This is a genomic window from Gilvimarinus sp. 2_MG-2023 (genome assembly GCF_030547685.1).
GTDB lineage: Bacteria > Pseudomonadota > Gammaproteobacteria > Pseudomonadales > Cellvibrionaceae > Gilvimarinus.
In genome coordinates this window covers 1-26,527 of record NZ_JAUOQM010000042.1, presented here as the reverse complement: position 1 = coordinate 26,527, position 26,527 = coordinate 1, and the positions used below count along the sequence as shown (strand labels likewise).

Here is a 26,527-nt window from a genome sequence, read left to right as displayed (position 1 = left end):
CCAGCCGATTACCGAGCGTTTTTTGCCATGAACGACCTTGTTTCCAAAAGTAGAACCTGTGCTCTTGTGTAACATCTTTTAATTCCCGCAATAACCGCCTTGTGCTAAGGTATCGCGCATAATCAATTGGTGACGGGAAGCACTCGTATGAAAAAAATCATCCTCTTTCTCGTAGCTACAGCGCTGCTGTTATCTACCCTTCCTGGCCACGCTGCCTACGACCCCTCCGCTACGCCTAAGCCGCTGGCCGAATGGGCCGATTGGATACGGGCCGAGCGCCCTGATGCGGCCTGTGTTTTGGCCTCGAACAGCGCACACCATTGTGTCTGGCCCAAGTCACTGCAATTAAACGTCAATGATAGCGGCGGTAAATTTACTCTTGAGGTTGATCTGTACCGTCGCACTCAGGTTATTTTACCGGGGGATGACAATCATTGGCCTCTGGCTGTCACCGACCAAACCGGAACCAGCCTTAATCTATTTCGCTACAACAATGCCCCCGCGGTTGTGCTCGATGCGGGCAACCACACCATAAACGGGCGGTTTGAATGGGGGGCTCTACCCAAGCTGTTAAGCATACCCCGCCAAACTGGGCTGCTGAGCCTTACCCGCCATCAACAAGTCGTACCTCGAATAGAGGTAGACCGCGATACGCTCAGGCTACAGGGTCAGGTTCAAGAGATAGCCGACAGTGAAGCTGACGATGTAAATGTACGCGTTTACCGCTTACTGCAAGACGGCATACCCATGGCACTCACCACACGCATTCACCTTGACGTCAGTGGCACCTCAAGAGAAATACAGCTCGAACAAGTACTCCCCCAACATTTTAAAGCGCAGTCGGTGCAAAGCAATTTGGCCGCGCGAATTAATGCCGACAATACGCTTACCGCTCTGGTTAAACCCGGCCGCTGGCACATCGATATTCAAGCCTACAGCCTGCAGAACTTACCGCCGCTATCGGCCAATATAAATGAAGCGCTTTGGCCCGAACAGGAAATCTGGAGCTTTGCCGCAGACACTCAGTATCGCAATGCCAACATCAGTGGCGCACCCACGGTGGACCCAGCCCAAGCGCAAGTCCCCGCCCAATGGGTCAATCATCCCGCCTACCTGTTAAACCATGAACACCCGGCAACGCTCGAGGAAATATCCCGTATCAGCGGCGAGCGCAAGAACAAGTTAACGCTTAATAAAAAACTTTGGCTCGATTTTAATGGTGCAGGTTTTACCATTGAAGATACGTTAACCGGTGAGCTGGGCCCCAACGCCCGCCTTAATGTGGTGGAGGCCTATCAACTAGGCAGTGCCTCAACCCCCAATCAGCCCTTAGTGGTATCGCAACTAAACGATCAGCTCGGGGTAGAGGTACGTCAGCAATCGGTCAACCTATCAGCCGTAGGCCGTATGCCAAGACAGAGCAGTATTCCCGTTAGCGGTTGGGATGAAAGTTTTGAGTCCGTCTCCAGCCAACTATTTTTACCACCGGGCTGGTCTATTTTAGCCACTTCGGGCGCCGACAATGTAAGCGGCGTATGGATAGATCGCTTTAACCTGTGGGATATCTTTTTAATTTTAATCATTGCGGTTGCGGTTAAACGCGTGGGTGGATGGCGCGCCGCTGCGTTGGCGCTGTTTGTGGTTGTGTTAACGTATCAACGCCAGGGAGCACCGCTGATTATTTGGCTTAACTTTGCCATTTGCATTGCTTTGGCTCAGCACGTTAAAGACAAATGGCACCAGCGCTTGAGTTATTACACACTGGCAAGCTTTGCACTCTTTGCGGTTATTATGCTGCCCTTTGCCATTAATCAAGCCCGAATGGTGGCTTATCCACAACTCGAACACTCGCAAATCAATACCCTGCAAGCACCACACGCAGAAAAGGCTCAATCGGCCGATAAAGTGAGCGTTGTAGCTCGAACGCTAGAAGAGAAAGTCGTTGATCAAAGCAGCAACATACTGAGCAGCATTCGATACGCCGAGGCCCCCGCGCCACAAAAAGAAATACTCAGCACCGAGTACGATGCACAACAACAAGTGCAGGCTGGACCACCGCGAATGAAATGGCAGTGGAATTCCGCCCGCTTAAACTGGACCGGTCCGGTGACCCATACCCAAACACTGACCTTACTGATGGTACCGCCTATACTGGATAAACTCGGTCACCTACTGGCTCTGCTTTCGCCGTTGTTGTTAGCGTGGTTGTTGTGGCTTAAAAGCCCCAGGCCTAGCCTCCCCCAACTGCCCCGCTCTAGTGTAGCTGCAGTACTGGCTTTGATTGTTGGCAGCGGCTGGACACCCGCCCCAGAGGCGAGTGTGGTGATTGATAATGAGCTGCTTGATGACTTGCGTGAACGTTTGTTTGCAACGCCCGACTGCCATCCAAGTTGCGCTGTCATTAATTCAACGCTGGTACAGGCGCACGATCAACAGGTTACCGTTCAACTGGAAGTCAGCGCACAAGCCTTAACGACTCTCAGTCTACCCGAGCTAGGTTATAACTGGCCGCAGCAGGTGACACTGAATAACAAAGCCGCCACCCTACAGCGTGCCGACCTTGGGTTTATGCTCGCAGTTCCCAAAGGGCGCCACCAAGTGGTGCTTTCCGGTCAGGTGCCATCACGCCAAACCTTGGATTTAAATTTTTCCACGGTGGTACATAATGTCACTACCGAGCTGGACGGCTGGAGCGTCAACCTCAGCCAAAAACCTGGTCGCCATCTGCAACTGAACCCAGTGCAAACACAAACCAATGATCAGGTAGAGCTGCAACCCAACGACATTGCTCCGTTTATTCGGGTAGAACGTCACATTCAGCTTGAACACGATTGGATGGTACACACTCGCGTCTACCGTATGGCGCCTAGCCAGGGAGGCATTAACGCTTCAGTTCCTCTGCTACCAGGCGAACAACCCCTGAGCGATAGTGAGCTGATTGATGGCGCTATGCCGGTACAACTAGCCCCCACCCAGCGCAGCGTTGAGTGGCGCTCTCGCTTGGAGCCAAACACAAGCTTAGAACTTACCGCCGCGGATGCTAACAGTCAACGCTATGAAGTGTGGCAATTAAGTGCAGCGCCTAAGTGGCACGTTAAGACCACCTCCGAAGCAACTAAGCTTTTACAGGGTGATCAAGTAAAATGGTTGCCCCGCCCCGGCGACAACTTAACGTTAGAGGTATCGCGCCCCACCCCAGTTGAAGGGGCCACACTGGCATTGAGTGAATTAACTCTGGGGCAAACGCTGGGCAAAGGGCTGCAAACCAACACATTGAATGTGAGTGTGCAAACCTATCAAGCGGGTAAATTTGAATTTCAATTACCCAGCGGTGCCGAGCTGACCCGACTTCATGTTAACGGGCGTGAACAACCCAGCGCGCAGCAAAGTGGCAAGCTTGCGATACCGGTAAGCGCCGACACCCAAAACGTTGAGCTGCAATGGCAAAGCCCCAGTGAATTATCGCTACTGACCAAACCAAAACCGATTCGGCTCGATTACCCCTTTGCCAACGCCGAGATTTCAATAACCTTGCCCAGTGATCGGTGGGTGCTGTGGGTTTCCGGGCCACAAATTGGGCCGGCTGTTTTATTGTGGAGCATAGTGGCGGTGGTGTTGTTACTGGCTATCGCTTTGGCCAAAACCAAATTGACGCCACTGCGTACGTGGGAATGGATACTGCTAAGCCTGGGCATCGTCACCATGAACGCCTTGCTACTGTTAATCATTGCCGCCTGCTTTATTGCTTTAACGGTGCGCGGACGCACAGCCTGCGCAAGCTTGGGTAATAACTTTAATGTTATGCAGGTGTTTTTAATTATTTTTAGTGTTGTTTCGTTATTGTTGTTACTGGTCACTATTCCCTACGGGCTTTTGGCGCAACCGCAAATGTTGGTTCAGGGCAATGGCTCAAGTAACCATCTACTGCACTGGTTTATTGATCAGGGTGCGGGCAGCACACCCCAGGTTACCATTATCAGCTTGCCACTGTGGGCTTATCGTTTGGTTATGCTACTGTGGTCTTTATGGCTCGCCTTTGCCCTAACCGGCTGGTTACGTTGGGGTTGGCAACAGCTTAGCAATGGCGGCATTTGGCACTCACAAAGCCCACCCGCCAAGGCGCCAGTAGCGCCAAGTGCTTCACAGGACAAAACAAGCCTGGAGTTAGATTTACCGGAAGACAAATAAAAAAATGGCCCCATAATATTGGGGCCATTTTTTGACAGACTGAAAAATATATATTTGTCTGTGTTGCGTTAATACACGACTACAATAATGACTTAAAAGGTCGCGTTTAGCATAACCCACAGCTTTTGCGTGTTCGAACCAAAATCATCGGCTTGATAATCGGCGTACTTAACCAGCAGTGTTACGGGTCCGATTTTTTTCGCTGCAGAGATGTCGATCTCCTGACCATAATCGGTACTGCCATACTCCGCGCTTAAATCGTGGTAGGTAGCTGCTAACTTCACCCCACCCAGGGCGCCGGACACACCCACATAAAGATCTTCAACCCCCGCCGCTGGCGTGCCTAAGAACCGATCCGTCCAACCCTGAAATTTGTGCAAGGTTGCCAATGGTGTACTGAATGCAACCACGCCATCGTCTGAGCCGAGGACTTCGTAGCCGCCTTTTATGCTAACGCCACTGAATTTTACTGAAGCTTCTGCCAAAAGATAATTGGCATCATAAGAAACAGGATTATCGCCAGCATCTGACTGGATGGCGTATTCCAGTGTGTAGCCTACAGACTCACCCGCCTTACCTGCCCATCGCACCCCAACACTGTCGCTTGACAAGGCCGCAGCGGTTTCGTTATCCAACAAATAGGCATAAAGCGACAGCTTGCCAGCATCCCAGCCGGCGTAATTAAAATTGATTAAATGTGCTTCGTGTTTGTGATCCCCAATGGGGTTATCTTCACCAAAAATGCGATTAACATTGTGCACATAGGCATAGAAAAAGGTGCCGTCTTCAAGTGCTTTATTACTGAGAGAGAAGGCATCGTAAGTCTGCTCGTTTTGACGCCAGCCTACGCCGCCAATAAACCGCTGATTATCCAACAGTATTCGCTGACGGCCATATTTAATCGTGGTTTTAGCGGGAGCCTGATAAGATAGAAAGGTTTGGTTAACTTCTGTACCTGCGGGGTCGGCAATAATCGCCGTACCTGGGTTTAGGGCATCATTGCCAGCGGTGCGATAATCGGCATCCAGCAGCTCTTGGACATCGTCCATCTCCAGCGTTAAGCCAAAGCCTTGGTAGCTTTGCGAGGTGAAGCTTAATCGGGTACGTAGTGTTAATGCATCCGAGTCGGTCAGTCCATCCCAATTGACATCCTCATAACGCAGACGAAAATTTAACTTCACATCTCCCTGTGTCAGTGCTTCTTTAATACTGGCAGCCTCTTGTGCTTGTGCTGCAAACGCGCTCATTAATCCTGCGGCCCCCAAGGCCAAAACCAATTGCTTTTTCATTGCCTATCTCCTAGCTCGTTGTTTAGGTTTTGTTTTCTTCCCGCCGCGCTATTTTGGTTCTAAGTTTTTGAAACTTATCTGTGAGCTTTTACTGTGCGCTGGATTTCTGTTTTTTTGTGTCACCCACATCGGCGCAAGGGGTAGAGCAAGGCATATGCCAGCCAGCTTTAACATTGCACAAAAAACTTTATTATTATTATTTTTCAACAACTTAGAACTGTAGAAAAAAACCTAGAACTTAAAAAACAGACAGTGGCTTGGGTTTACATTTAGTCCCGCCCATGCACTGTTTTGCCCACACATTTAGATATTTGCCCCAGACGAAGGCGCAACGCTCGCACCAGAGACGAGCATTTGTGGCAGTGCATAAAATTAGAGGCGCACTCAGAGTGTGCAAGTGGGATTTTTGACCGATATCATGAGGCAAAAAAAAAGGCGCTCTGCGATAGAGCGCCTTTCTTCTAGAGCAAATTGAGATAAACTAGTCGTCAGTGGTTGGTTAGTCTATGGTGACTACTCGTCCACGCATGGCAACACCGGCCATGATTTTACCGGCATGACACTCGTACTGAGTTTCGCTGCTCATTTCGTTTTTCTTGTAGTAGCTAACGATATCAACCACAGCATTACCACCTTCACGCACAGCCCGCTCTTGCAGTGCAATCAACGCCGATAGCATAGCCCAAGAACACGCTTCCTCATCAGACTTAAAAACGGCCTTGGTTTTTTTGTTACTGGTGAAGCTGCCCAATTTTTTACTGGGTGCGGGGTAAGCTTGCTCGCCAAAATACAACTTAATATCGCTATCGAGCTTGTCTGTGTATTCAGTCAAGACATCCTGAATCGGCAACATTAGGCCTTCATCGCGCGCCTGGGCATTTACCGCACCGAAAGTCAGTGCCGCCGCTGCGATTAAAGACAGTGTTTTATTCAATCGAATAGCCATTATTGAACTCCTTTCTATTGTCGTTAGTCTTCGAAAACTTAAATATACCAAAACTTTATGACGCTACGAATTGTTTGTTTACCTTAGTGCCCACGGGGTCAAGAGATACCCCCTACTTGGTAACCGGCTCGCGCAGGGTCACAAACTCTTCCGCTACTGTTGGGTGGATACCTATGGTGCGGTCAAAATCAGCCTTGGTGGCCCCAGCCGTCATGGCCACTGCTAGGCCTTGAATGATTTCACCAGCCTCAGCCCCCACCATATGGCAGCCTATGACTTTATCACTCGCTCGCTCGACCAATAATTTTACCATAACTTTCTCAGAACTCTGTGACAGGGTCAGAGGTAATGGTGTAAAGCTTGCTCGATAAACATCGTACTCTACGCTGTTTTGTTGGGCCTGATTCTCGGTTAAACCCACGGTGGCAATGTTGGGTTGGGTAAACACAGCAGTGGGCACCAGTGGGTAATCGACAGCTCCCGGGCCTTGGCCGGTTTTCCCGTATAATCGATGTGCTAAGTCCATACCCTCTGCCAGAGCCACAGGCGTCAGAGCCAGCCGGTCTATAGCATCACCGATGGCGTAGAGATTGGGCTCTGCGGTTTGATAGTCATCCCCGACGGTAAGGGCACCACTTTTACTTGTGGTGGCCTGGGTATTTTCTAACCCTAGGTTATCCAGTAATGGCTTGCGACCTGTGGCGTAGATCACCGCACCGGCTTGCATCTCGCTGTCATTATTTAACGCCAAATTCAGCTGCCCGGTCGAGGTTTTCTCTATGGCATCGATATCCGTTTGCAAATGAACCTGCACGCCTTTATGGCGCATTTGTTCGAGCATTAACTGACGAATGTCATCGTCAAAGCCGCGCAGTATTAAATCGCCGCGATAGATAAGGTGTGTATCTACCCCCAAGCCATTAAGAAAGCCGGCAAATTCACAGGCGATATAGCCGCCGCCGACGACTACAACTCGCTCTGGCAGCTCTGGCAGAGTAAAAATCTCATTTGAGGTAATTGCGTGTTCGCGACCGGGAAGATCGGGGATAAACGGCCAGCCACCAACGGCCAAAATAATACGCTTAGCCCGATAAACGGTATCTTCTACCTGTACCTGGCCATCACCCAAAAGCCGGGCGTGACCGCGCAGTAAGGTGACGCCGGCATTGTCCAGGATTCGACCGTAAACACCGTTTAACCGTTGGATTTCCTGCTGTGTGTTATCGCGCAAGATTGGCCAGTTAAAGTGAATATCATTCGCTTGCCACCCGTAAGCCTTACCGCGCTCAAACTGCTCGTTAAATTGGCTGGCGTATACGAATAACTTTTTGGGAATACAACCGACATTAACACAGGTGCCCCCTAGTGCTCGCTCTTCAATCACGGCCACTTTTGCGCCCAAACTCGCGGCCACCCGGCTGGCGCGAACACCGCCGGAACCTGCGCCGATTACTAATAAATCATAGGTTTCTGTCGCTATTGTAGTGCCCATTTGATCTGTCCAACAAAGAGGTGAATTCACTCATTAGAGTGCTTAAGAGTACGGCTGTTACACTTCGAGATCAATATTAGGCGCATTTTCACGACGTCGATCCTGACCGGCGCGCGAATCGAGAACAGATGTTCTTTGTTTTTTGCGCCGATCACCCCGTCGCCGCTCTAGCTTGGGGGGGCTAGAATCGGGCAAGCGCTTATCAATTAGCAAGTCTTTATCGGGCTCATAGCCGGTGGCAGGCTTGGGCTTGGTTAGCGGGGATAATCTTGTAATGGGTCCTAAGTAAACCATAAATACACTTATCAGTTGAGTATGATGGCTATCGGCCAAATATCAAAAACTGTATGTATTTTATCCAAAAACGCGTTTTAATTCACAATTTTAGCGGTTTGTGCCAAACCAATCTAACTGTTCGCGTAAAGAGACCACTTCGCCAACGATAATCAGTGTTGGCCCATTGGCACCCAAATCTTCCACTTTGGCATTGATGGTGTCTAAAGTAGCGACGATCACACGTTGTTCATCTGTGGTGCCTTTTTCAATCAGCGCTACTGGGGTAGAGGCCGATCGGCCATTGTGCATAAGCTGCTGGGCAATTTCTTTTAGACCCAACAAGCCCATATAAAACACCAAAGTTTGCCCCGGTTGTGCCAGCTCGGGCCAGCTTAAATTTGGGTTATTGTTTTTTAGATGGCCGGTAATAAAACGCACGGATTGTGCGTGATCGCGGTGGGTTAACGGTATACCCGCATAAGCGGCACAGCCAGAGGCCGCGGTAATACCCGGCACAACTTGAAAGGGAATGTGGTTGGCGGCCAAAAGCTCTATTTCTTCACCGCCGCGACCAAAAATAAAGGGATCGCCGCCTTTTAGACGCAGCACTCGCTTACCCTGCTGAGCCAAGTCTACCAATAGCTGATTGATATCGGGCTGAGGCACGGCGTGTTCACTGCGTTTTTTACCCACGTAGATGCGATCGGCATCGCGCCGCACTAACTCCATCACCTCATCGGAGACCAAGCGATCGTACAGAACCACTTCGGCCTGCTGCATTAAACGCAAGGCTTTTAAGGTGAGCAGCTCGGGATCCCCTGGCCCGCCGCCGACTAAATACACCTCGCCGCCGACCGTGTCATTTTGCTGCGCCAATTGCTCGCGCAGCATACGATCGGCTTGCTCGTCTTTACCGGCGTAGACCTGTTCAGCGATTGGGCCGCTAAGCACTTGTTCCCAAAAGCGCCGGCGCTGATCGCCATCGCTAAATTTATCTTTTACCGCCTGACGGAAACGACTGGCAAGACCGGCTAAACGTCCGTAACTGGTGGGCAGCCACTGTTCTAGCTGGGCGCGTACCCGGCGCGCCAATACCGGTGCCTCACCCCCGCTGGAGATGGCAATCATCAGTGGCGAACGATCGACAATAGCGGGGGTAATCACGGTGCATAGCTCGGGGCTATCTACAACGTTAACAGGTAATTGACGGGCTTGAGCGTGCTCGGAAATGTTGCGGTTAACTTCGGCATTATCGGTGGCGGCCAGCACTAACACCACGGCGTTGAGGTCATCGGGGGTAAACTCCCCCACTCGGATACTGCCGCCGCCGTCACGCACTATAGCTTCGAGCTCAGGGGCAACCTCGCGGCTGACCACCTGTAACCGCGCGCCCGCTTTGTTCAGCAAACGAGCCTTGCGGATGGCAATATCCCCCCCTCCCACCAGTAGCACGGGGCGACCGCGCAGATGCATAAAGAAAGGGAAATACTCCACCACTTAACTCCTTACGCTAACTTACACTTAGGCTTGAATACGAGTGGCACCGGCCATATAAGGCTGTAGCGCTTCGGGTACCAGTATGCTGCCATCGGCCTGCTGATAATTTTCCATGACCGCCAACAAGGTGCGGCCAATGGCTAAACCAGAGCCGTTTAAAGTGTGCAACAAGGCAGGTTTTCCGGTTTCCGGATCGCGGTAGCGTGCTTTTAAGCGGCGTGCCTGAAAGTCGCGGAAACTCGAGCAAGATGAAATCTCGCGGTATTTGTCTTGCGAGGGAACCCAGACTTCAATGTCGTACGTTTTAGCCGCCGAGAAACCAATATCGCCACCACATAAAATGACGGTGCGATATGGCAGGCCCAACTTTTGCAAAATAGCTTCAGCGTGGCCGGTAAGCGTTTCCAGTGCGGCATCGGAATCTTCGGGGCGAACAAATTGTACCAACTCGACTTTTTCAAACTGATGCTGACGAATCATGCCGCGGGTGTCGCGCCCGTGGCTGCCCGCCTCTGAGCGAAAGCATGGTGTGTGCGCGACAAACTTTAACGGCAGCTCGGCGCCCTTATCCAGCAAGGTATCGCGCAGCAGATTGGTAACCGGCACCTCGGCGGTAGGAATTAGATAAAAACCGCGCTCGTCATTGAGCTTAAATAGATCTTCTTCGAATTTGGGCAGTTGGCCTGTGCCGTACAATGACTCGGCGTTAACGATGTAGGGTACGTTCACTTCTTCGTAGCCGTGCTCATTTTCATGAGTGTCGAGCATTAGCTGTATTAACGCGCGATGCAATTTAGCAATACCACCGCGCATCACAGCAAAGCGAGCGCCGGTAATTTTGCTGGCAGTGTCGAAGTCAAGACCATCGATACTGGCGCCGAGATCAACGTGGTCTTTCACCTCGAAGTCGAACTGGCGCGGCGTGCCCCAGCGACGCACCTCGACATTGTCGTCTTCACTGGCGCCCTCTGGCACCTCGGTAGCGGGAATATTAGGCACGGTGGATAAATACTCATCCAACTTATTCTGCACCTCGTGCAGTTCAGTCTCAGCACTGGCTAGATCTTGCTTGAGCTGATCCACTTCTTTAAGCAGTGGTGCGATATCTTCACCGGCAGCTTTGGCTTTGCCGATATTTTTCGAACGGCTGTTGCGCTCGGATTGTAAGTTCTCGGTTTTAACCTGAATTTCTTTGCGCTCCCGTTCCAGCGAACGCAATAGATTGACATTGAGCTCGAAGCCGCGTTTGGCAAGCCCCTGAGCCACTTCATCAAGGTTGGCGCGAATCAGTTTTGGATCTAGCATAAGATTGACTGTTGTTAACGGTTGGAAGGTAATTTTTAGGGCGGTTAAGATAACATAAAGTTGGCCAAATACCACGAACCGGTTACCACCAGCAGGCATCCGAGCACATTGGCCAGAACATAGAGCACGGCCACCATGTGTAAACCGTTCTGCCACAACAATAAAGCGTCGAGCGAAAACGTAGAAAAAGTGGTCAGCGCGCCTAAAAAGCCGCCGATGGCCAAGTGCCGCCAATAAGGGGGTAAAAGGCCTTTTTCCACAATGGCCACATAGCAAACAGCGACCAGCGCGCAACCGAGCAGGTTGACTGTTAAGGTGCCCAGCGGAAATTTATTACCAGTCACGGGAAATAACTGCGCGGTAATATAAAACCGCAACATAGCGCCCAGCGCCCCGCCACAACCAATAAACAACCACTGCATGGTTAATCCTCGTGTAAGTAGCGCCTTATTGGGCTGCTGTCATCCAACTGACGCAAATACTCCAGCTTATCGCTGATTTTACCTTCCAACCCGCGATCGGTGGGCTGATAGTAGCGGCGCGAGGCTATTTCCTCTGGCAGATAAACCTCGCCGGCGGCATAGGCACCCGGCTCGGTATGGGCGTAGCGGTATTCTTGACCGTAAGCCATATCTTTCATCAGTGCCGTCGGGGCATTGCGCAAATGCATGGGAACATCGTAAGCCGGGTCACTGCGTACATCGGCCATGACTTGATTAAACGCATTATACACCGCGTTGCTTTTCGGCGCGCAGGCGAGGTAACTAATCGCCTGGGCGATGGCCAGTTCACCTTCCGGGCTGCCGAGCCGCTCCTGGGTATCCCAAGCCGCCAGTGCCAGCGATAGACCGCGCGGGTCGGCATTGCCAATGTCTTCACTGGCCATACGCACTACCCGTCTTGCGATATACAGCGGGTCACAGCCACCATCAAGCATACGCGCCATCCAGTACAGAGCGCCGTCCGGTGAGGAGCCGCGCACGGCTTTGTGCATAGCGGAGATTTGCTCGTAAAAAAGATCGCCGCCTTTGTCGAAGCGGCGTACATCCCCCCCCACCACTTCGGCCAACACTTGGCCATCAACAATATTGCGGCCGTTCTCATCCCGAGCCAAATCCGCCGCCACCTGCAGCAGGTTGAGTGCCCGGCGGGCATCGCCATCGGCGGCGGCCGCTAAACGCTCGCGGGTTTCGGTGTCCACCTCTATATCGGCCGCAAAGCCGCGCTCATCGGCAATTGCCTGTTCAATTACTCGCAGCAGTGACTCTTGGGGCAAAGAGCGCAACACATAGACCCGGCAACGGGACAAGAGCGCGTTGTTGAGCTCAAAGGAGGGATTCTCGGTGGTGGCGCCGATAAAAATAAAGGTGCCGTCTTCCACATAGGGTAAAAAAGCATCTTGCTGCGATTTGTTAAACCGGTGCACCTCATCGACAAACAAAATGGTTTGACGGCCGCGCATTTGCCGCTCTTGCTGGGCCAATTCAACCGCGCGCCGAATATCTTTTACCCCGGCCAATACCGCGGAGATGGTTTCAAAGCGCGCATCGGCTCGCTCGGCAAACAGCTTGGCCAAGGAGGTTTTCCCCACACCCGGTGGTCCCCACAAAATCATCGAATGCAGCTGGCCTTTGTCCACCGCTTCGCGCAGGGGTTTGCCCCTACCGAGTATATGCTCCTGGCCAATGTATTCATCGAGCGTGCGCGGTCGCATTCGCGCCGCTAAGGGTTGTGCTGGCCCCTCTTGGGCAAACAAATCGTTCATATTAATCGACTAACACATCGACATCTTGCGGCACGACAAATTGAAACTGTGACGCGTCAACCGGTTGATTCAGTTGCGTATCCGCAAGCGTAATCACGGTGCTTTGACCCAAGGCATCATTGAGTCGGATAAGACCCACGCTATTATCGTCAAAACCGATGACCAGGGTATCGAACAGAGCCTGCGGCTCTTTCGGTGTCAGGGTGAATTCATTTTGGCTCTGACGCTCAACTTGATAGGTTTTTGACAAAGTGGCGGCATTCGCGCTGAGTAAGTGAGCCGGTGATTTGTCCATGGCTTCGCTCACCTCGCGCACAGTGACTTGAAATAAATCTGGATCGTAGAGCCAGATGGTTTCGCCATCACTGATTAACTCTTGCTCAAACGGCTCGGTAGTCAGCCAGTAAAAACGACCGGGCTTTTGCAATACAAACTGACCCCGACTGGACTCAATCGTCTCACCGGTTTCATCCAACAGCACCTGCTCAAACTGACCACTCATGCTGGTAATTTGGGCTAATTTACCCACCAAAACCTCGACATCTGTCGCGGCCCGCACCTGAACATTAACAGCCAACAAAAACGCGGCTACAAAGGTGACACACAATCGAATATTTGACATAACTTCCTCAATTTTCAAGCGGTTGCCCAGTTAAGTCTGGGCGGCCACAAGCACAACCAATGCCCGTTAACCTTTGGGGGCTAATACTTCACGATTGCCGTTGTGTCCGGCCCCCGATACCACTCCGGCGGCCTCCATGGTTTCAATCAGGCGTGCCGCACGGTTATAACCAATGCGCAATTTGCGCTGGACGCCCGAGATAGAGGCTTTGCGCGAGTCAATCACAAAAGCGACGGCTTCATCGTAGAGGGCATCGCCTTCATCGTTACTGCCCTCTTCACCGCCAGGTAAGCCCGGCACCGGAATACTGTTGGTGCTGTCGTCCACGACTTCCTCGAGATAATTCGGCTGGCCGCGTTTTTTCCAATCCGATACCACATTATGCACCTCGTGGTCGTCCACAAAGGCGCCGTGCACCCGCTCGGGCACACTGGTGCCGGGCGGTAAATAGAGCATGTCACCGTGGCCCAAGAGTTGCTCTGCCCCGCCCTGATCCAGAATCGTTCGCGAGTCAATTTTACTGGACACCTGAAAGGCCATACGGGTGGGCACGTTGGCTTTAATCAAACCGGTAATCACATCCACCGACGGCCTTTGGGTGGCCAAAATTAAGTGAATTCCTGCCGCCCGTGCTTTTTGGGCAATACGGGCGATTAATTGTTCCACTTTTTTGCCGACTATCATCATCATGTCGGCGAATTCGTCGATCACCACCACAATAGCCGGCAGTGTTTCTAAGTTAGGGGGCGTGGCTTCGGCGCTGCCCGCTTCAAAATTCTCATCGGGCTTAAACAAAGGATCAGCGATTGGCGTACCGGCTTTTTCTGCCTCACTGACTTTGCGGTTAAAGCCCGCCAGGTTGCGTACGCCCATAGCCGCCATCAACTTATAGCGCCGCTCCATTTCGCCCACACACCAACGCAGACCGTTAGAGGCGTCGTTCATATCGGTGATCACTGGGGTCAGCAAGTGAGGAATTCCCTCGTAAACCGACAGCTCCAACATTTTCGGATCCACCAAAATAAGGCGCACATCCTTGGGGGAAGATTTGTACAGCAGCGAGAGCAACATAACGTTAACCCCTACCGACTTACCCGAACCGGTGGTACCGGCCACCAACAGGTGAGGCATTTTGGCCAAATCGGCAATGACCGGCTCGCCGGCTATATTGTGGCCAAGCGCCATGGTCAGGCGCGACTTGGAGCGATCGTAAGGCTCGGAGGCGATCACCTCACTGAGTCTTACCATTTCGCGGTGTTCGTTGGGGATCTCAATACCCATTACCGATTTACCGGGAATCACCTCCACCACACGCACACTAATAACCGCCAGCGAGCGGGCTAAATCTTTGGCGAGATTGGTAATGCGGCTGGCCTTCACACCAGGAGCGGGCTTAATTTCAAAGCGAGTCACCACAGGCCCTGGTTGCACCGATGTGACTTCAATTTCAATACCGAAATCTTTGAGCTTAAGCTCCAATAACTTCGACATAGCCTCTAGCGACTCTTTTGAGAAAGCTTTGTCGCTGTGCTTGTCGGCCGGATCGAGCAGCTCAATGGCGGGCATTTCCCCCACGGGTGCATCGGTTTTTTCAAACAGTGAAGCCTGTTTGGCCGGTGGTGGACGTTTGACCGGTGCCGGTTTGCGTGCAGGCTCGGTAATCTTGGGGGGGACGCGCTTAGCCTCTTCTTTTTTACGAGTCACAATGGCCGCTTTGCGTTCGCGCTGTTGCTTATTGGCCTCGTATTGCTCCGCACGGTGCTGACGCCAATGAGTCCACTTTTCAGCCAACTTGCGACTGCCGGTAAGCACCCAAAGACCGATGCGATCCATCAGCCCCAACCAAGATAAGTCGGTAAAAATAGTGACCCCAAAAAAGAACACCGCAAACAGCAATAAGGTGCCACCGGTGTGACTGAATGCTCCTGCCACCGCTTCGGCCACGGACAAGCCTAAATAACCGCCATCGGAGAAGGGCAAAGCGCCACCATTTCCGCCCACATGCAGTACCGCCAGCCCAGTGCCGGCCACCATCACCAACACTAAGCCAACCGTGCGCAGGCCGATTAAAACCGGGTCAAACTGCGGAGGATGGGAGCGATCGCGAAAAACCAACCAAGCGCGGTAACCCAGCATTAACGGAAACAAAAAGGCCAGATACCCGAACAGGGTAAAGCAAACATCGGCAAACCAAGCCCCAGCTGGGCCACCGGCATTTTGCACATGAAGATTTTCCCCGGTGCGCGACCACCCTGGGTCGCCGGTATCGTAGGTCACCAGGGTAATCAGCATTAAGACACAAGCGCACACCAAGCCGATTAATGCGCCTTCGCGAAGAATGCGCCCGGTTAGGTTGTTGGTCTCTGGGCTGTTGTTCTTTGCCTGCTTGGCACTGGCTTTACTCAAACGTTTCCTACTCCAATTATCGTTGTTCTGTATTCTAATTATTTCATTCTGCCCTGGGGCTTAATACTCTAAACTAGCCCATTGTAAATCATTGCCAGCGGGCTGTGACGCCCCAATACGTAAACTGTGGACACAAGCATCTCTAATAATGCAGGATCGGCGCTATAGTATTTACCAATCTAACGCATTAAAGACTACAATTTTGCCTGATGAGTTTGATTCCCTTATGATTGTCGCCACTTTAGGGGCTGTTCTACACCAATGACAACCGCTAGATACCGCCCTCACCGATCAAACACTTTGAACAAGGATACTGCAAATGAGCGACGCTAAGCACCACCGCTTAATTATTCTGGGCTCCGGCCCCGCCGGTTACACCGCGGCTATTTACGCGGCTCGCGCCAATTTAAAACCAGTGGTTATTACCGGTATGCAGCAAGGCGGCCAGCTCACCACCACCACTGAGGTAGAAAACTGGCCGGGTGGTGTGGCCGATTTGCAGGGCCCCGATTTGATGGTGCAAATGCAGCAGCACGCAGAGCGTTTCGACACTGAAATCATTTTTGATCATATCAACGAAACCGACTTATCCAAGCGCCCTTTCACCTTAAAAGGTACTGAAACCTACACCTGCGATGCGTTGATTATTGCCACCGGCGCTTCGGCACAATACTTGGGACTTCCCTCCGAGGAAGCGTTTATGGGTCGTGGTGTTAGCGCCTGTGCTACCTGTGATGGCTTTTTCTACCGCGACCAGAAAGTGGCCGTCATCGGCGGTGGCAATACCGCGGTTGAAGAGGCGCTTTACCTGTCCAATATCGCCAGTGAAGTGACCCTAATTCACCGCCGCGACAGCCTGCGCTCAGAGAAAATTCTTCAAGATAAGTTGTTCGCCAAAGACAATATTAAGATTCTCTGGAATCACACTCTAGAGGAAGTTTTGGGGGACGACAGTGGTGTTAACGGCTTGCGCCTGAACGACCTGGATGCCAATACCCAGAAAGAAATCGACGTTGCCGGGGTATTTATTGCCATTGGCCACAAACCCAATACCGATATTTTTGCCGGTCAGCTGGATATGAAAGACGGCTACATCAAAATCAAAAGCGGTTTAGATGGCAATGCCACCTGCACCAGCGTAGAGGGCGTATACGCCGCCGGTGATGTCTCTGACCACATCTACCGTCAGGCGATTACCTCAGCCGGCTTTGGCTGTATGGCCGCTCTGGACGCCGAGAAGTTTCTCGACGATTAACGCCCCACTGTACGATAAGTTACAATGAAAGCGGGCTTCGGCCCGTTTTTTTGTTGTAACTAAAAAGGTCTCAATGATTCAACTTCCCTGGCTCGGCCCCAACCCATCTGTTTTTCCCGCGCTCGATCAGGCACTAAACGAGCCCGATGGTCTGCTGGCCGCCGGCGGCGACCTCAGCCCCACCCGATTGGTGAACGCTTATGCTCAGGGCATTTTCCCTTGGTATGAAGAAGATCAGCCCATTCTGTGGTGGAGCCCTAACCCGCGCACGGTGGTCACGCCAAGCGCTATCCACTTGTCGCGATCATTGCGCAAAACCTTGCGAAAACAGCTGTTTAGCGTCACGGCTGACCGCGCCTTTGCCGAGGTCATTGATGCCTGTGCTGAGCCGCGCAACGGCCAGCCCGGCACATGGATCACAGGTGAGATGCGAGAAGCGTATATAGAACTGCACCGCCTGGGAGTCGCCCACTCGATTGAAGTGTACTTGGAAGAGCAACTGGTGGGCGGGCTTTACGGAGTGGCACTGGGGAAGGTGTTTTTTGGCGAATCCATGTTCAGCCGGGTCAGCGATGCCTCCAAAGTGGCCTTCGCCACCTTGGCCTACAACCTTAATGACTGGGGCTTTGAGTTAATTGATTGTCAGGTGCACAGCTCACACCTCGCCTCACTGGGGGCAGACGAAATCCCACGCGAAGCATTTGCCGAGCAGTTAAACCGCCACATTGGCGCTACCAGCGCCTCGCACTGGCGCAACCAGACCCCACTACTCATTCCGCAATAACACTAGACCTAGCAGGCAGACAAAAGCGTGTAAATACTCTAGAGTTAGGGGCAGATAGCAGCCATTCAGCGGCTCATACTGCAGACACAAACGGCCGCTGAACAGACATTACATTATTAGCCGTATTGGATGAACTAGCCATGAGCGACCTATCGACACTAAAACTCTTTGCCACGGCCCCTCACCCGTGCAGCTACCTGGACGGCGAAGAAGCCACCACGGTCTTTATCGACCCGGCTGCCGATGTCGACTCAGCGCTTTACACCGAACTCTCTCAATTGGGGTTTCGTCGCAGTGGCTCACACCTTTATCGCCCCCACTGCGCCCAGTGTCAGGCTTGCCTCTCTTGCCGTATTCCGGTTCGGCTGTTTCGCCCTAATCGCAATCAACGGCGCTGCTTAAAGCGCAACAGCGATTTGAACGTCAGCTGGATAGACAACATCGACACCGATGAGCACTATCAGCTCTATGAACAATATATCAATACCCGTCATCGCGATGGTGATATGTATCCGCCAACCCGCGAACAGTACAAGGCCTTTTTAAGCTCCGAGTGGGGCAGCACCCAGTATATTGAGTACCGATTGGGCGATAAGCTGGCGGGACTTGCCGTGTGCGACCGCCTTCTGGATGGTTTATCCGCAGTCTATACTTTTTTTGACCCTGAATTAGAAAAGCGCAGCCTCGGTGCTTTCGTTATTTTGCAACAAATTGCCAAGGCTCAAGAGCTGTCTTTGCCCTATGTCTATTTGGGCTATTGGATTAAAGAATGCCCGAAGATGAACTACAAAACTCAGTATCGACCACTGGAATTATTGGTTAATAAACGCTGGGTTCGGCTAAATTAAGCTTTTTATGACGTAAACTTTGCCTATTTAACGTCTTTTGCCCAATATTTGGCCGCTCAGGCTTGGCTAATGGGGTCTTTTCAGGCACAATTCACGCCGTTTTAGACAACACCCGCAGAAGCACAGCCAAGTAGAGGACTCTGCCGAATGGCGAAAGAAGACAATATTGAATTTGAAGGCGAAGTGATCGATACACTCCCCAACACCACTTTCCGCGTTAAGCTGGAAAATGGTCACGTGGTCACCGCCCACATTTCCGGCAAAATGCGCAAGAACTACATCCGTATTCTTACCGGCGATAAAGTTAAGGTGGAGATGACACCTTACGACTTAAGCAAAGGTCGTATCACCTACCGCGCGCGCTAATCTCAGCCGCAAGCGTTTTACACTTAAACGCCCGCTAAAGCCCCTTTATTGGGGCTTTTTCGTATGCGTTGATTGACCAATATCAAATACCGACTGACTGTATTGGAGTAAAGTGCCGCCACTTATCCTACAGACACTATAGAAGGCGACAGTTATGGGGCAACTCGATTCGGATATTGTTTTCCAAAGCTATGGACGGTGCTGTAATAACGATGCATTTTTCGTTGAATTTTATGATCGATTTATGAGCAAGTCCGATGAAATTCGCCAGCTATTTCGCGATACCGACATGTCAGCTCAACGGCACTTATTGCGCAACGGCATCATGCAGCTAGTACTCCACGCCCGAGGCATGCCCTCTACCAAGTTACAATCTCTGGGGCAGAGTCACTCTCGCACTGGGTACGATATTCAACCACGCTGGTATTCTTTGTGGTTTGATGCTCTGCTAGAGACGCTTGCACAATTTGACCCGCAGTTTTCACCGAGCATAGAGCGCAGTTGGCAAGCAGCTCTTACGCCAGGCATTAATATTATTCGCGACGCCTATTAAGTTAAACGCACAACTTAAAGAACCACATAAAAAAACCGGCCAATGCCGGTTTTTTTATGCAGGGGCACGGTTAAATACTAAGCGGGCTCAAGCTCTTTAGTTTCGTAGCCAAGCGCCAACTCATCGCGCGCTTCATCCACATCCACCTCAACCACACCGCCGTTGGCTAAGTCGCCAAACAGTACCGCCTCGGCCAATGGCTTTTTCACCTTCTCCTGAATCAATCGCGCCATAGGTCTTGCACCCATTTTCTCGTCATAGCCGTTAACCGCCAACCATTTACGCGCTCGCTCAGAAACTTCGAGAGTCACTTTTTTGTCGTCCAGTTGGGATTGCAGCTCGGTCAAGAATTTGTCTACAACCGTTTCCACTACACTCAGTGGCAGCGAACCAAACTGTACAACGGCATCCAAGCGATTGCGAAACTCTGGGGTAAACATCCGCTTCAGTGCTTCCATGGCGTCGGTGGAGTGATCTTGCTTGGTGAAGCCAATCGAAGCTCGACTAGCGTCTTCAGCACCCGCATTAGTGGTCATAATCAAAATCACATTGCGAAAATCTGCTTTGCGACCATTGTTATCCGTTAGGGTACCGTGATCCATTACCTGCAGTAATAAATTAAAGACGTCCGGGTGAGCTTTCTCAATTTCATCCAACAGCACCACACAGTGTGGGTTTTTTGTCACCGCATCGGTGAGCAAACCACCTTGGTCAAAGCCGACATACCCCGGAGGCGCACCTATTAAGCGAGACACGGTGTGTCGCTCCATATATTCCGACATATCGAAGCGCTGCAACTCGACCCCTAAACTGCGGGACAATTGTTTACTCACCTCGGTTTTCCCCACACCAGTGGGACCCGCAAAGAGGAAGGAGCCGATAGGCTGATCACCCGTGCGCAAACCTGCCCGAGCCAGTTTAATCGCTGTTGCCAGTGTTTCAATCGCTTCATTTTGACCAAACACAGTCAACTTAAGATTGTCTTCCAACTTGCGCAGCTGCTCTAGGTCGTTAGCCGATACACTTTTCGGTGGAATACGGGCAATTTTTGCCACAACGGCTTCCACGTCGGTGACGCCCACCGTTTTTTTCCGTTTACTCGGTGGTTGCAACTGTTGATAAGCTCCGGCCTCGTCGATAACGTCAATGGCTTTATCGGGTAAAAACCGATCATTAATATAGCGTTCGGCCATTTCGGCAGCGGCTTTTAACGCCGGATCGGTAAAGCGCAGGCCGTGGTGCTCTTCGAAATGCTTTTTCAGACCTTTAAGAATTTGATAAGTCTCATCGACCGTGGGCTCATCCACATCAACTTTTTGGAAGCGACGCGATAGGGCGCGATCTTTTTCAAAAATACCGCGGTATTCCTGATAAGTGGTAGAACCCATGCAGCGTAGCTGACCAGAACTCAACAGTGGCTTAAGTAAATTAGAGGCATCCATTACGCCCCCAGAAGCGGCACCAGCACCAATAATGGTGTGAATTTCATCGATAAACAGAATTGAGTCGTCCTGTTTTTTCAGCTCGTGCAACAGGCCTTTAAATCGTTTTTCAAAATCGCCGCGGTATTTGGTGCCAGCCAATAGTGCGCCCATATCCAAAGAGTAAACCACACTGGCGGCCAATGCCTCGGGTACCTCACCGTCGACAATCCGCTTGGCCAAACCCTCTGCGATGGCCGTTTTACCCACACCGGACTCACCTACCAGCAGCGGGTTGTTTTTGCGACGGCGGGTTAATATCTGCGCGACTCGCTCCAACTCGAAGCTGCGGCCAATCAGTGGGTCAATTTTGCCGTTGGCGGCAAGCTCATTAAGGTTGGTCGCATAGTTTTCCAATGGGCTTTGCGAGGGCTGCTCTACCCCTAGCGACTCGTCATCGGTTTGTTCTTGCGAACCCTCTTCGGCGCCGTGCTCGTTTCCGGCCACCTTTTGAATACCGTGCGTGATGTAATTGACCACATCGATGCGGGCAATACTCTGCTGTTTTAAGTAGTACACCGCTTGGCTCTCTTGCTCGCTAAAGATCGCTACCAAAACATTGGCGCCGGTGACCTCTTGCTTACCAGAGGACTGCACATGAAAGACTGCACGCTGGAGCACACGTTGAAAACCTAAGGTGGGCTGCGTTTCACGCTCATCATCGTTTTCAGGCAGTAATGGGGTTGTGGAATCGACAAATTCGATCAGCTCGCGCCTTAGAACCACAAGGTCTGCCCCACAGGCACGCAACACACCGGCAGCCGACTCATTGTCAATCAGAGCCAACAGCAAGTGCTCAACGGTCATAAACTCGTGCCGTTTGCTTCGCGCGCCCTTAAAAGCCATATTTAAGGTTACTTCAAGGTCTTTACTTAACATCTACGGTACCTCTCTAGGGAGCCCAATTCACCGGTTATATAAATACCGAATGACACCTTAATTGTCTTCGTCCCCTTCTACTGCTTCGATCTCACACAACAATGGATGCTCGTTATCTTTGGCACACTGGTTAACCTGAGCGGCTTTGGTTTCGGCGATATCACGGGTGTAAGTGCCGCAAACCGCCTTGCCCTTAGTGTGCACGGTGAGCATTACCTGTGTGGCCTGCTCTCGGTTCATGCTGAAAAATGTTTCCAACGCATAAACCACAAACTCCATTGGCGTGTAATCATCATTGTGCATAACCACTTGATACTTGGCGGGCTTTTTAAGCTCCGGCGGAGCCTCTTGCACTGCCGCCCCACCCTCATGGTTATAGTCGTCGTCACCGTCACTGTGACCACTCACCTGATTTAATGTTAGTCGATAGTTTTCAAACTTTCCCATAGTCGTACACAAGAACCGATTCTTTTCTGCAAATTGTAGGTTTAAGCATTGTAACCCATTCCCCTCGGGCATCACGAACTCCTACGGCTTGACAAGACCTCTCCTGTCAGATAAAAAGTCACCCGGTGGTCGTTTTTTCGCCACTCAACTTGACCGTCACTCTATTGACGCACTGCAATCGCTGTGGCATTTGTGAGGGCAAGTACTAATAATAATCGTGCGTAACCTAAGAGTAGCGCGCCTATAATAAGAAGGATTAATAATATGCCTACCGGTACTGTCAAATGGTTCAACAATGCCAAAGGCTACGGGTTCATCCTCCCGGATGAAGGAAACGAAGATTTATTCGCCCATTATTCCGCCATCAGTATGGACGGTTACAAAACCTTGAAAGCTGGCCAAGCCGTAAGTTTTGACATTTCTAAAGGTGATAAGGGCTTACATGCTGTCAATATCACTCTACCAGAACCAGCAACGCCCCACACCTAACGGCCGAACGGTTCGCCAAAACGCGGCTAACTAAGCTACACTGGCCGCGTTTTCACTCCAACTTACCTATATCTATGGCCAAATTAGTGCTTTTCAATAAGCCCTATGGGGTTTTGTGCCAATTTACCGACCCCGAAGGGCGTCCGACTCTGGCGGACTATGTTACTCAAAGCAATGTCTATGCCGCGGGTAGACTGGACCTCGACTCCGAAGGCCTACTGGTACTGACCGACGACGGCGCTTTGCAACAGCGTATTACTCACCCGAGTAACAAACTACCCAAAACCTACTGGGTGCAAGTGGAAGGGGACGCAGGCCCAGAAGCCTTAGAGCAATTGCGCCGAGGCGTAACACTGAAAGATGGCCTCACCCGCCCCGCCAAAGTGCAGACTATTGAACCACCCACACTTTGGCCTCGCCACCCACCGGTGCGCGAGCGCCGTCACATCCCCACCACTTGGCTGGCCATTACCATTACGGAGGGCCGCAATCGTCAAGTTCGACGCATGACGGCCGCCGTCAATCTACCCACCTTGCGATTGATAAGAGTGAGTATCGGTCAGTGGCAACTGGGTGATCTCGACAGTGGACAGTGGCATATGGAGACCGTTCACCTCCCACAGCCACCCGCCGCTAAGCGACCCATTAATAAAAAACGACCTGGCAGCAAGGGGCCCGCCTTTAAAGGGCCGAAACCCGGTGGCAAACGCCCCCGATAAACCCGTTCACCCCATCAGGACCCCGTATGAGCTTTCAACCCCATGTGACTGTCGCCACCATCGTCGAGCAAGAAGGTCAGTTTTTACTGGTACGCGAGTGGATCGACGGCCAAGAGCGGCTCAATCAACCGGCTGGGCACCTTGAGGCCGGTGAGACACTGGCACAAGCGGCTGGGCGTGAAACTATGGAAGAAACCGGCTGGGAGGTAGAAGTAACCGGCGTGGTGGGCGTTGATCTTTACAAAGCACCGGCCAACCAAATCACCTATGTGCGCACGACTTTTATTGCTCGGGCCGTTCAACATAATGCAGAGGCCCCCTTGGATACCGGGATCATTGGCCCCATATGGCTAAGCGTAGAGCAAATTCGCAGCCGCGCGGCACAATTGCGCAGCCCAATGGTGCTAAAAGTCATTGAAGACTATTTAAGTGGCCGCCGTTTCCCCTTGGAGGTAACCGGCGGGCAAGGTTAGAATAGCGCCCAATCTCGCTCAGCAAAGACACACGTTGTATGAATCAAGCCCCCAAAAAAGTCATTGTCGGCATGTCCGGTGGTGTCGACTCTTCCGTTTCTGCCCTACTCTTGCAACAGCAAGGTTATCAGGTAGAAGGCCTGTTTATGAAAAACTGGGAGGAGGACGACGGCACAGATTACTGCACGGCCAAAGAAGATTTAGCCGACGCACAAAAAGTGTGTGAAACCCTGGGCATTAAATTACACACCGCCAATTTTGCCGCCGAATACTGGGATAATGTTTTTGAGCATTTCCTGGCCGAATACAAAGCCGGGCGCACGCCCAATCCAGATATTCTGTGCAACCGTGAAATCAAATTTAAGGTTTTTCTCGAGTACGCGCAGATGCTCGGAGCGCAATATATTGCCACCGGCCACTATGTGCGTCGCGCCGAGCGCGATGGACACACCTACCTATTGCGCGGCCTAGACAACAATAAAGATCAGAGCTATTTTCTGCACGCTGTCAGTGAAGCCGAGTTCGCCCAGACTCTATTTCCAGTCGGGGAACTGGACAAGCCCGAAGTGCGTAGCATTGCTGAGGCTCACGGTTTAATCACCCACAGCAAAAAAGACAGCACCGGTATTTGTTTTATTGGCGAGCGTCGATTTAAAGATTTTTTAGAGCAGTACTTACCCGCCCAGCCTGGGGCTATTGAAGACGACACAGGTCGTGTCATCGGCCAGCACAGCGGTTTGATGTACCACACAATTGGCCAGCGTCAGGGGCTTGGCATTGGCGGCGTGAAAGGCGCCAGCGACGATCCGTGGTTTGTGGTAGAAAAAGATTTAACCCGCAATATATTAAAAGTCGCCCAAGGCACAGAAAACCCACGGCTTTTCACCAACCATTTAAGTGCCGCCCAACCCCACTGGATCAATCATGACGCACCACAAACCCCCTTTCGCTGCACCGCCAAAACTCGCTATCGGCAAGCCGACCAAGCCTGTACAGTGACCATTACCGATAAGGGTTTGAAGGTTCTTTTCGACCAGCCACAACGAGCGGTTACCCCTGGCCAGTCGGTTGTCTTTTACGATGGCGAGATCTGCTTAGGCGGTGCGGTTATCGAATTTGCCGACAATCAATAGCTCCTCAACTGCAAGCTTCACCATTTACTTGATGTAGGAATTACCCTTGGCTCAATCGAACAAATGGCAAGACATCACCCTGGCCGCAGCCGGAACATTGCAGGCCACTGCACTTGTGGATCAGTTAGCACGCACCGGCTTTATTCCCAGTGATGCCTACCATTGCAGTATTAATAGCCTGTTCCAAACCTCACCGACCGACACATTGAGCGTCTACGGCGAGCTGGCCAATTTGCGCTTAGGGCTAGAAACCTGGCGCGATCTTTTACAGTCGAACCGCCAATTGCAAAACCACACCGTACGCTATAGCGCCGGAGTACTGCACCTACAAGGTCGCCTGCGCAAACGCAAAGATATGCTGCAAGTGATTTCCAGTCGTATTGATACCGCGAAACATCAAGCCGGGCACTTTGGCAGCACTCATGACAATGTCATTGCCAATTTAGCCGATATCTACAGCGATACACTCAGTCGTTTTCGCTTTCGGATTCAAGTAGCCGGAGAGCCGACCTACTTACAGCAAAAACGCGTGGCTAATCAGGTTAGAGCACTGCTCTTGGCTTCCGTGCGCTCGGCCATGTTGTGGCGGCAGGTGGGTGGCTCCAGGCTGCAAATATTGCTGCAGCGCAAACGATTACTGGCCGAGGCCGAGCGCTTACTGCAACAAATCCCACTCTAGCAGTCCGCAAAGCCTGCCGCGCGCGATAATGCCTGAAAAATGGCCACTGATAAGGTATCATAGCGCCCCTAATTGACGGGGCTGTCAGTGGCAGCCTAACCCAATAGCAACTTGTTTAACCTGCGAGACCGCCCATGGACCTTTCTTCTCTGAGCGCCGTTTCTCCTATCGACGGACGTTACGGCAGTAAAACTGAATCTCTTCGCCCTATTTTTAGCGAATTCGGCCTTATCCACTGCCGCGTGGAAGTCGAAGTACGCTGGCTGCAGCAGCTAAGCCGTTTAGAGGGCGTGGTCGAAGTACCCGTCTTCACTGACGCTACCAATCGCCAACTGGATGAAGTGATCAGCCAATTCAGCGAAGCTGATGCCCTGGCCATAAAAAACATTGAGCGCACCACCAACCACGATGTGAAAGCAGTAGAGTATTTCCTCAAGGAAAAATTCAGTGGCAACAGCGAACTTGAAGCGGTGCTTGAGTTTGTACACTTTGCCTGTACCAGTGAAGACATTAACAACCTCTCTCACGCCCTTATGCTGCAACGTGGCCGCACTGTACTGCTGAGCGATGCTCAAACCATCACCGATGCTATCGCCAAGCTCTCACACGATTACGCTGCCGACCCAATCTTATCG

At 51.7% G+C, this 26,527-nt stretch carries 24 protein-coding genes; 12 read left to right on the top strand and 12 right to left on the bottom strand.

The features are described 5' to 3' along the window. Positions 1–147 precede the first annotated feature (147 nt). Positions 148–4,188: a hypothetical protein gene (locus Q4526_RS09225; RefSeq protein WP_215976778.1), complete on the top strand. Its 4,041-nt coding sequence runs from the start codon at positions 148–150 to the stop codon at positions 4,186–4,188. Positions 4,189–4,280: 92 nt separating this feature from the next. On the opposite strand, the gene Q4526_RS09220 is transcribed toward Q4526_RS09225, so the two are convergent. The 10 genes from Q4526_RS09220 to Q4526_RS09175 all read right to left on the bottom strand — a co-directional run bounded on the left by Q4526_RS09220 (position 4,281) and on the right by Q4526_RS09175 (position 15,786). Then, on the bottom strand, positions 4,281–5,477 hold the full coding sequence (locus Q4526_RS09220) for an alginate export family protein (RefSeq protein WP_215976777.1): 1,197 nt from the start codon (positions 5,475–5,477) through the stop codon (positions 4,281–4,283). 499 nt (positions 5,478–5,976) lie between these two features. Next, positions 5,977–6,423: an excinuclease ATPase subunit gene (locus Q4526_RS09215; protein ID WP_215976776.1), complete on the bottom strand. Its 447-nt coding sequence runs from the start codon at positions 6,421–6,423 to the stop codon at positions 5,977–5,979. Positions 6,424–6,535: 112 nt separating this feature from the next. Beyond that, entirely contained in the window at positions 6,536–7,915 is a 1,380-nt protein-coding gene (gorA, locus tag Q4526_RS09210; protein WP_215976775.1) for a glutathione-disulfide reductase, read from the bottom strand. Positions 7,916–7,972: 57 nt separating this feature from the next. After that, positions 7,973–8,209 carry a hypothetical protein gene (locus Q4526_RS09205; protein ID WP_215976774.1) on the bottom strand — a complete coding sequence of 79 codons (237 nt, stop codon included), beginning with the start codon at positions 8,207–8,209 and terminating at the stop codon, positions 7,973–7,975. Between the two features lie 90 nt (positions 8,210–8,299). After that, positions 8,300–9,685 carry a siroheme synthase CysG gene (gene cysG / locus Q4526_RS09200; protein WP_215976773.1) on the bottom strand — a complete coding sequence of 462 codons (1,386 nt, stop codon included), beginning with the start codon at positions 9,683–9,685 and terminating at the stop codon, positions 8,300–8,302. Positions 9,686–9,712: 27 nt separating this feature from the next. Beyond that, on the bottom strand, positions 9,713–10,993 hold the full coding sequence (gene serS, locus Q4526_RS09195) for a serine--tRNA ligase (protein WP_215976772.1): 1,281 nt from the start codon (positions 10,991–10,993) through the stop codon (positions 9,713–9,715). A 44-nt stretch (positions 10,994–11,037) separates the two neighbouring features. Next, on the bottom strand, positions 11,038–11,415 hold the full coding sequence (gene crcB / locus Q4526_RS09190) for a fluoride efflux transporter CrcB (RefSeq protein WP_215976771.1): 378 nt from the start codon (positions 11,413–11,415) through the stop codon (positions 11,038–11,040). Positions 11,416–11,417: 2 nt separating this feature from the next. Beyond that, complete coding sequence (locus Q4526_RS09185; protein WP_215976770.1) at positions 11,418–12,758, bottom strand: replication-associated recombination protein A; 1,341 nt, start codon at positions 12,756–12,758, stop codon at positions 11,418–11,420. Position 12,759: 1 nt separating this feature from the next. Continuing rightward, the gene (lolA, locus tag Q4526_RS09180; RefSeq protein WP_215976769.1) at positions 12,760–13,380 is read right to left on the bottom strand and encodes an outer membrane lipoprotein chaperone LolA; all 621 of its coding nucleotides are present in this window, start codon (positions 13,378–13,380) and stop codon (positions 12,760–12,762) included. A 66-nt stretch (positions 13,381–13,446) separates the two neighbouring features. Beyond that, entirely contained in the window at positions 13,447–15,786 is a 2,340-nt protein-coding gene (locus Q4526_RS09175; RefSeq protein ID WP_215976768.1) for a DNA translocase FtsK, read from the bottom strand. 319 nt (positions 15,787–16,105) lie between these two features. Between Q4526_RS09175 and trxB the strand changes: the two genes are divergently transcribed. The 5 genes from trxB (at position 16,106) to Q4526_RS09150 (ending at position 19,592) form a co-directional block, all read left to right on the top strand. Continuing rightward, positions 16,106–17,041, top strand: coding sequence for a thioredoxin-disulfide reductase (trxB, locus tag Q4526_RS09170; RefSeq protein ID WP_215976767.1), 936 nt, complete (start codon positions 16,106–16,108; stop codon positions 17,039–17,041). Positions 17,042–17,114: 73 nt separating this feature from the next. Next, positions 17,115–17,825 carry a leucyl/phenylalanyl-tRNA--protein transferase gene (gene aat / locus Q4526_RS09165; protein WP_215976766.1) on the top strand — a complete coding sequence of 237 codons (711 nt, stop codon included), beginning with the start codon at positions 17,115–17,117 and terminating at the stop codon, positions 17,823–17,825. Between the two features lie 140 nt (positions 17,826–17,965). After that, positions 17,966–18,673: an arginyltransferase gene (locus Q4526_RS09160; RefSeq protein ID WP_215976765.1), complete on the top strand. Its 708-nt coding sequence runs from the start codon at positions 17,966–17,968 to the stop codon at positions 18,671–18,673. Between the two features lie 147 nt (positions 18,674–18,820). Next, positions 18,821–19,039, top strand: a complete 219-nt coding sequence (gene infA, locus Q4526_RS09155; protein WP_049722125.1) for a translation initiation factor IF-1 — start codon at positions 18,821–18,823, stop codon at positions 19,037–19,039. 154 nt (positions 19,040–19,193) lie between these two features. Continuing rightward, positions 19,194–19,592, top strand: a complete 399-nt coding sequence (locus Q4526_RS09150) for a globin domain-containing protein (protein ID WP_215976764.1) — start codon at positions 19,194–19,196, stop codon at positions 19,590–19,592. Between the two features lie 77 nt (positions 19,593–19,669). Here the strand turns inward: Q4526_RS09150 and clpA are convergent, their stop codons facing one another. Together clpA and clpS are read right to left on the bottom strand one after the other, a co-directional pair. Further along, positions 19,670–21,952 carry an ATP-dependent Clp protease ATP-binding subunit ClpA gene (gene clpA / locus Q4526_RS09145; protein ID WP_215976763.1) on the bottom strand — a complete coding sequence of 761 codons (2,283 nt, stop codon included), beginning with the start codon at positions 21,950–21,952 and terminating at the stop codon, positions 19,670–19,672. Positions 21,953–22,009: 57 nt separating this feature from the next. Continuing rightward, entirely contained in the window at positions 22,010–22,399 is a 390-nt protein-coding gene (gene clpS / locus Q4526_RS09140) for an ATP-dependent Clp protease adapter ClpS (RefSeq protein ID WP_215976762.1), read from the bottom strand. Positions 22,400–22,663: 264 nt separating this feature from the next. Here clpS and cspD point away from each other — a divergent pair, with 264 nt between their 5' ends. From cspD to Q4526_RS09110, 6 genes are all read left to right on the top strand, one after another. Next, positions 22,664–22,888: a cold shock domain-containing protein CspD gene (gene cspD, locus Q4526_RS09135; RefSeq protein WP_215976761.1), complete on the top strand. Its 225-nt coding sequence runs from the start codon at positions 22,664–22,666 to the stop codon at positions 22,886–22,888. 74 nt (positions 22,889–22,962) lie between these two features. Next, positions 22,963–23,607 (top strand): pseudouridine synthase, encoded by a 645-nt coding sequence (locus tag Q4526_RS09130; RefSeq protein WP_215976760.1) that lies wholly within the window; start codon positions 22,963–22,965, stop codon positions 23,605–23,607. Between the two features lie 26 nt (positions 23,608–23,633). Next, on the top strand, positions 23,634–24,080 hold the full coding sequence (locus Q4526_RS09125) for an NUDIX hydrolase (protein WP_215976759.1): 447 nt from the start codon (positions 23,634–23,636) through the stop codon (positions 24,078–24,080). Positions 24,081–24,118: 38 nt separating this feature from the next. Then, a complete protein-coding gene (gene mnmA, locus Q4526_RS09120; RefSeq protein ID WP_215976758.1) occupies positions 24,119–25,213 on the top strand; it encodes a tRNA 2-thiouridine(34) synthase MnmA in 1,095 nt (364 codons plus the stop codon). A gap of 46 nt (positions 25,214–25,259) precedes the next feature. Continuing rightward, on the top strand, positions 25,260–25,892 hold the full coding sequence (hflD, locus tag Q4526_RS09115; protein WP_215976757.1) for a high frequency lysogenization protein HflD: 633 nt from the start codon (positions 25,260–25,262) through the stop codon (positions 25,890–25,892). Positions 25,893–26,026: 134 nt separating this feature from the next. After that, on the top strand, positions 26,027–26,527 hold a 501-nt coding region (locus Q4526_RS09110), incomplete at its 3' end, for a lyase family protein (RefSeq protein ID WP_303609602.1).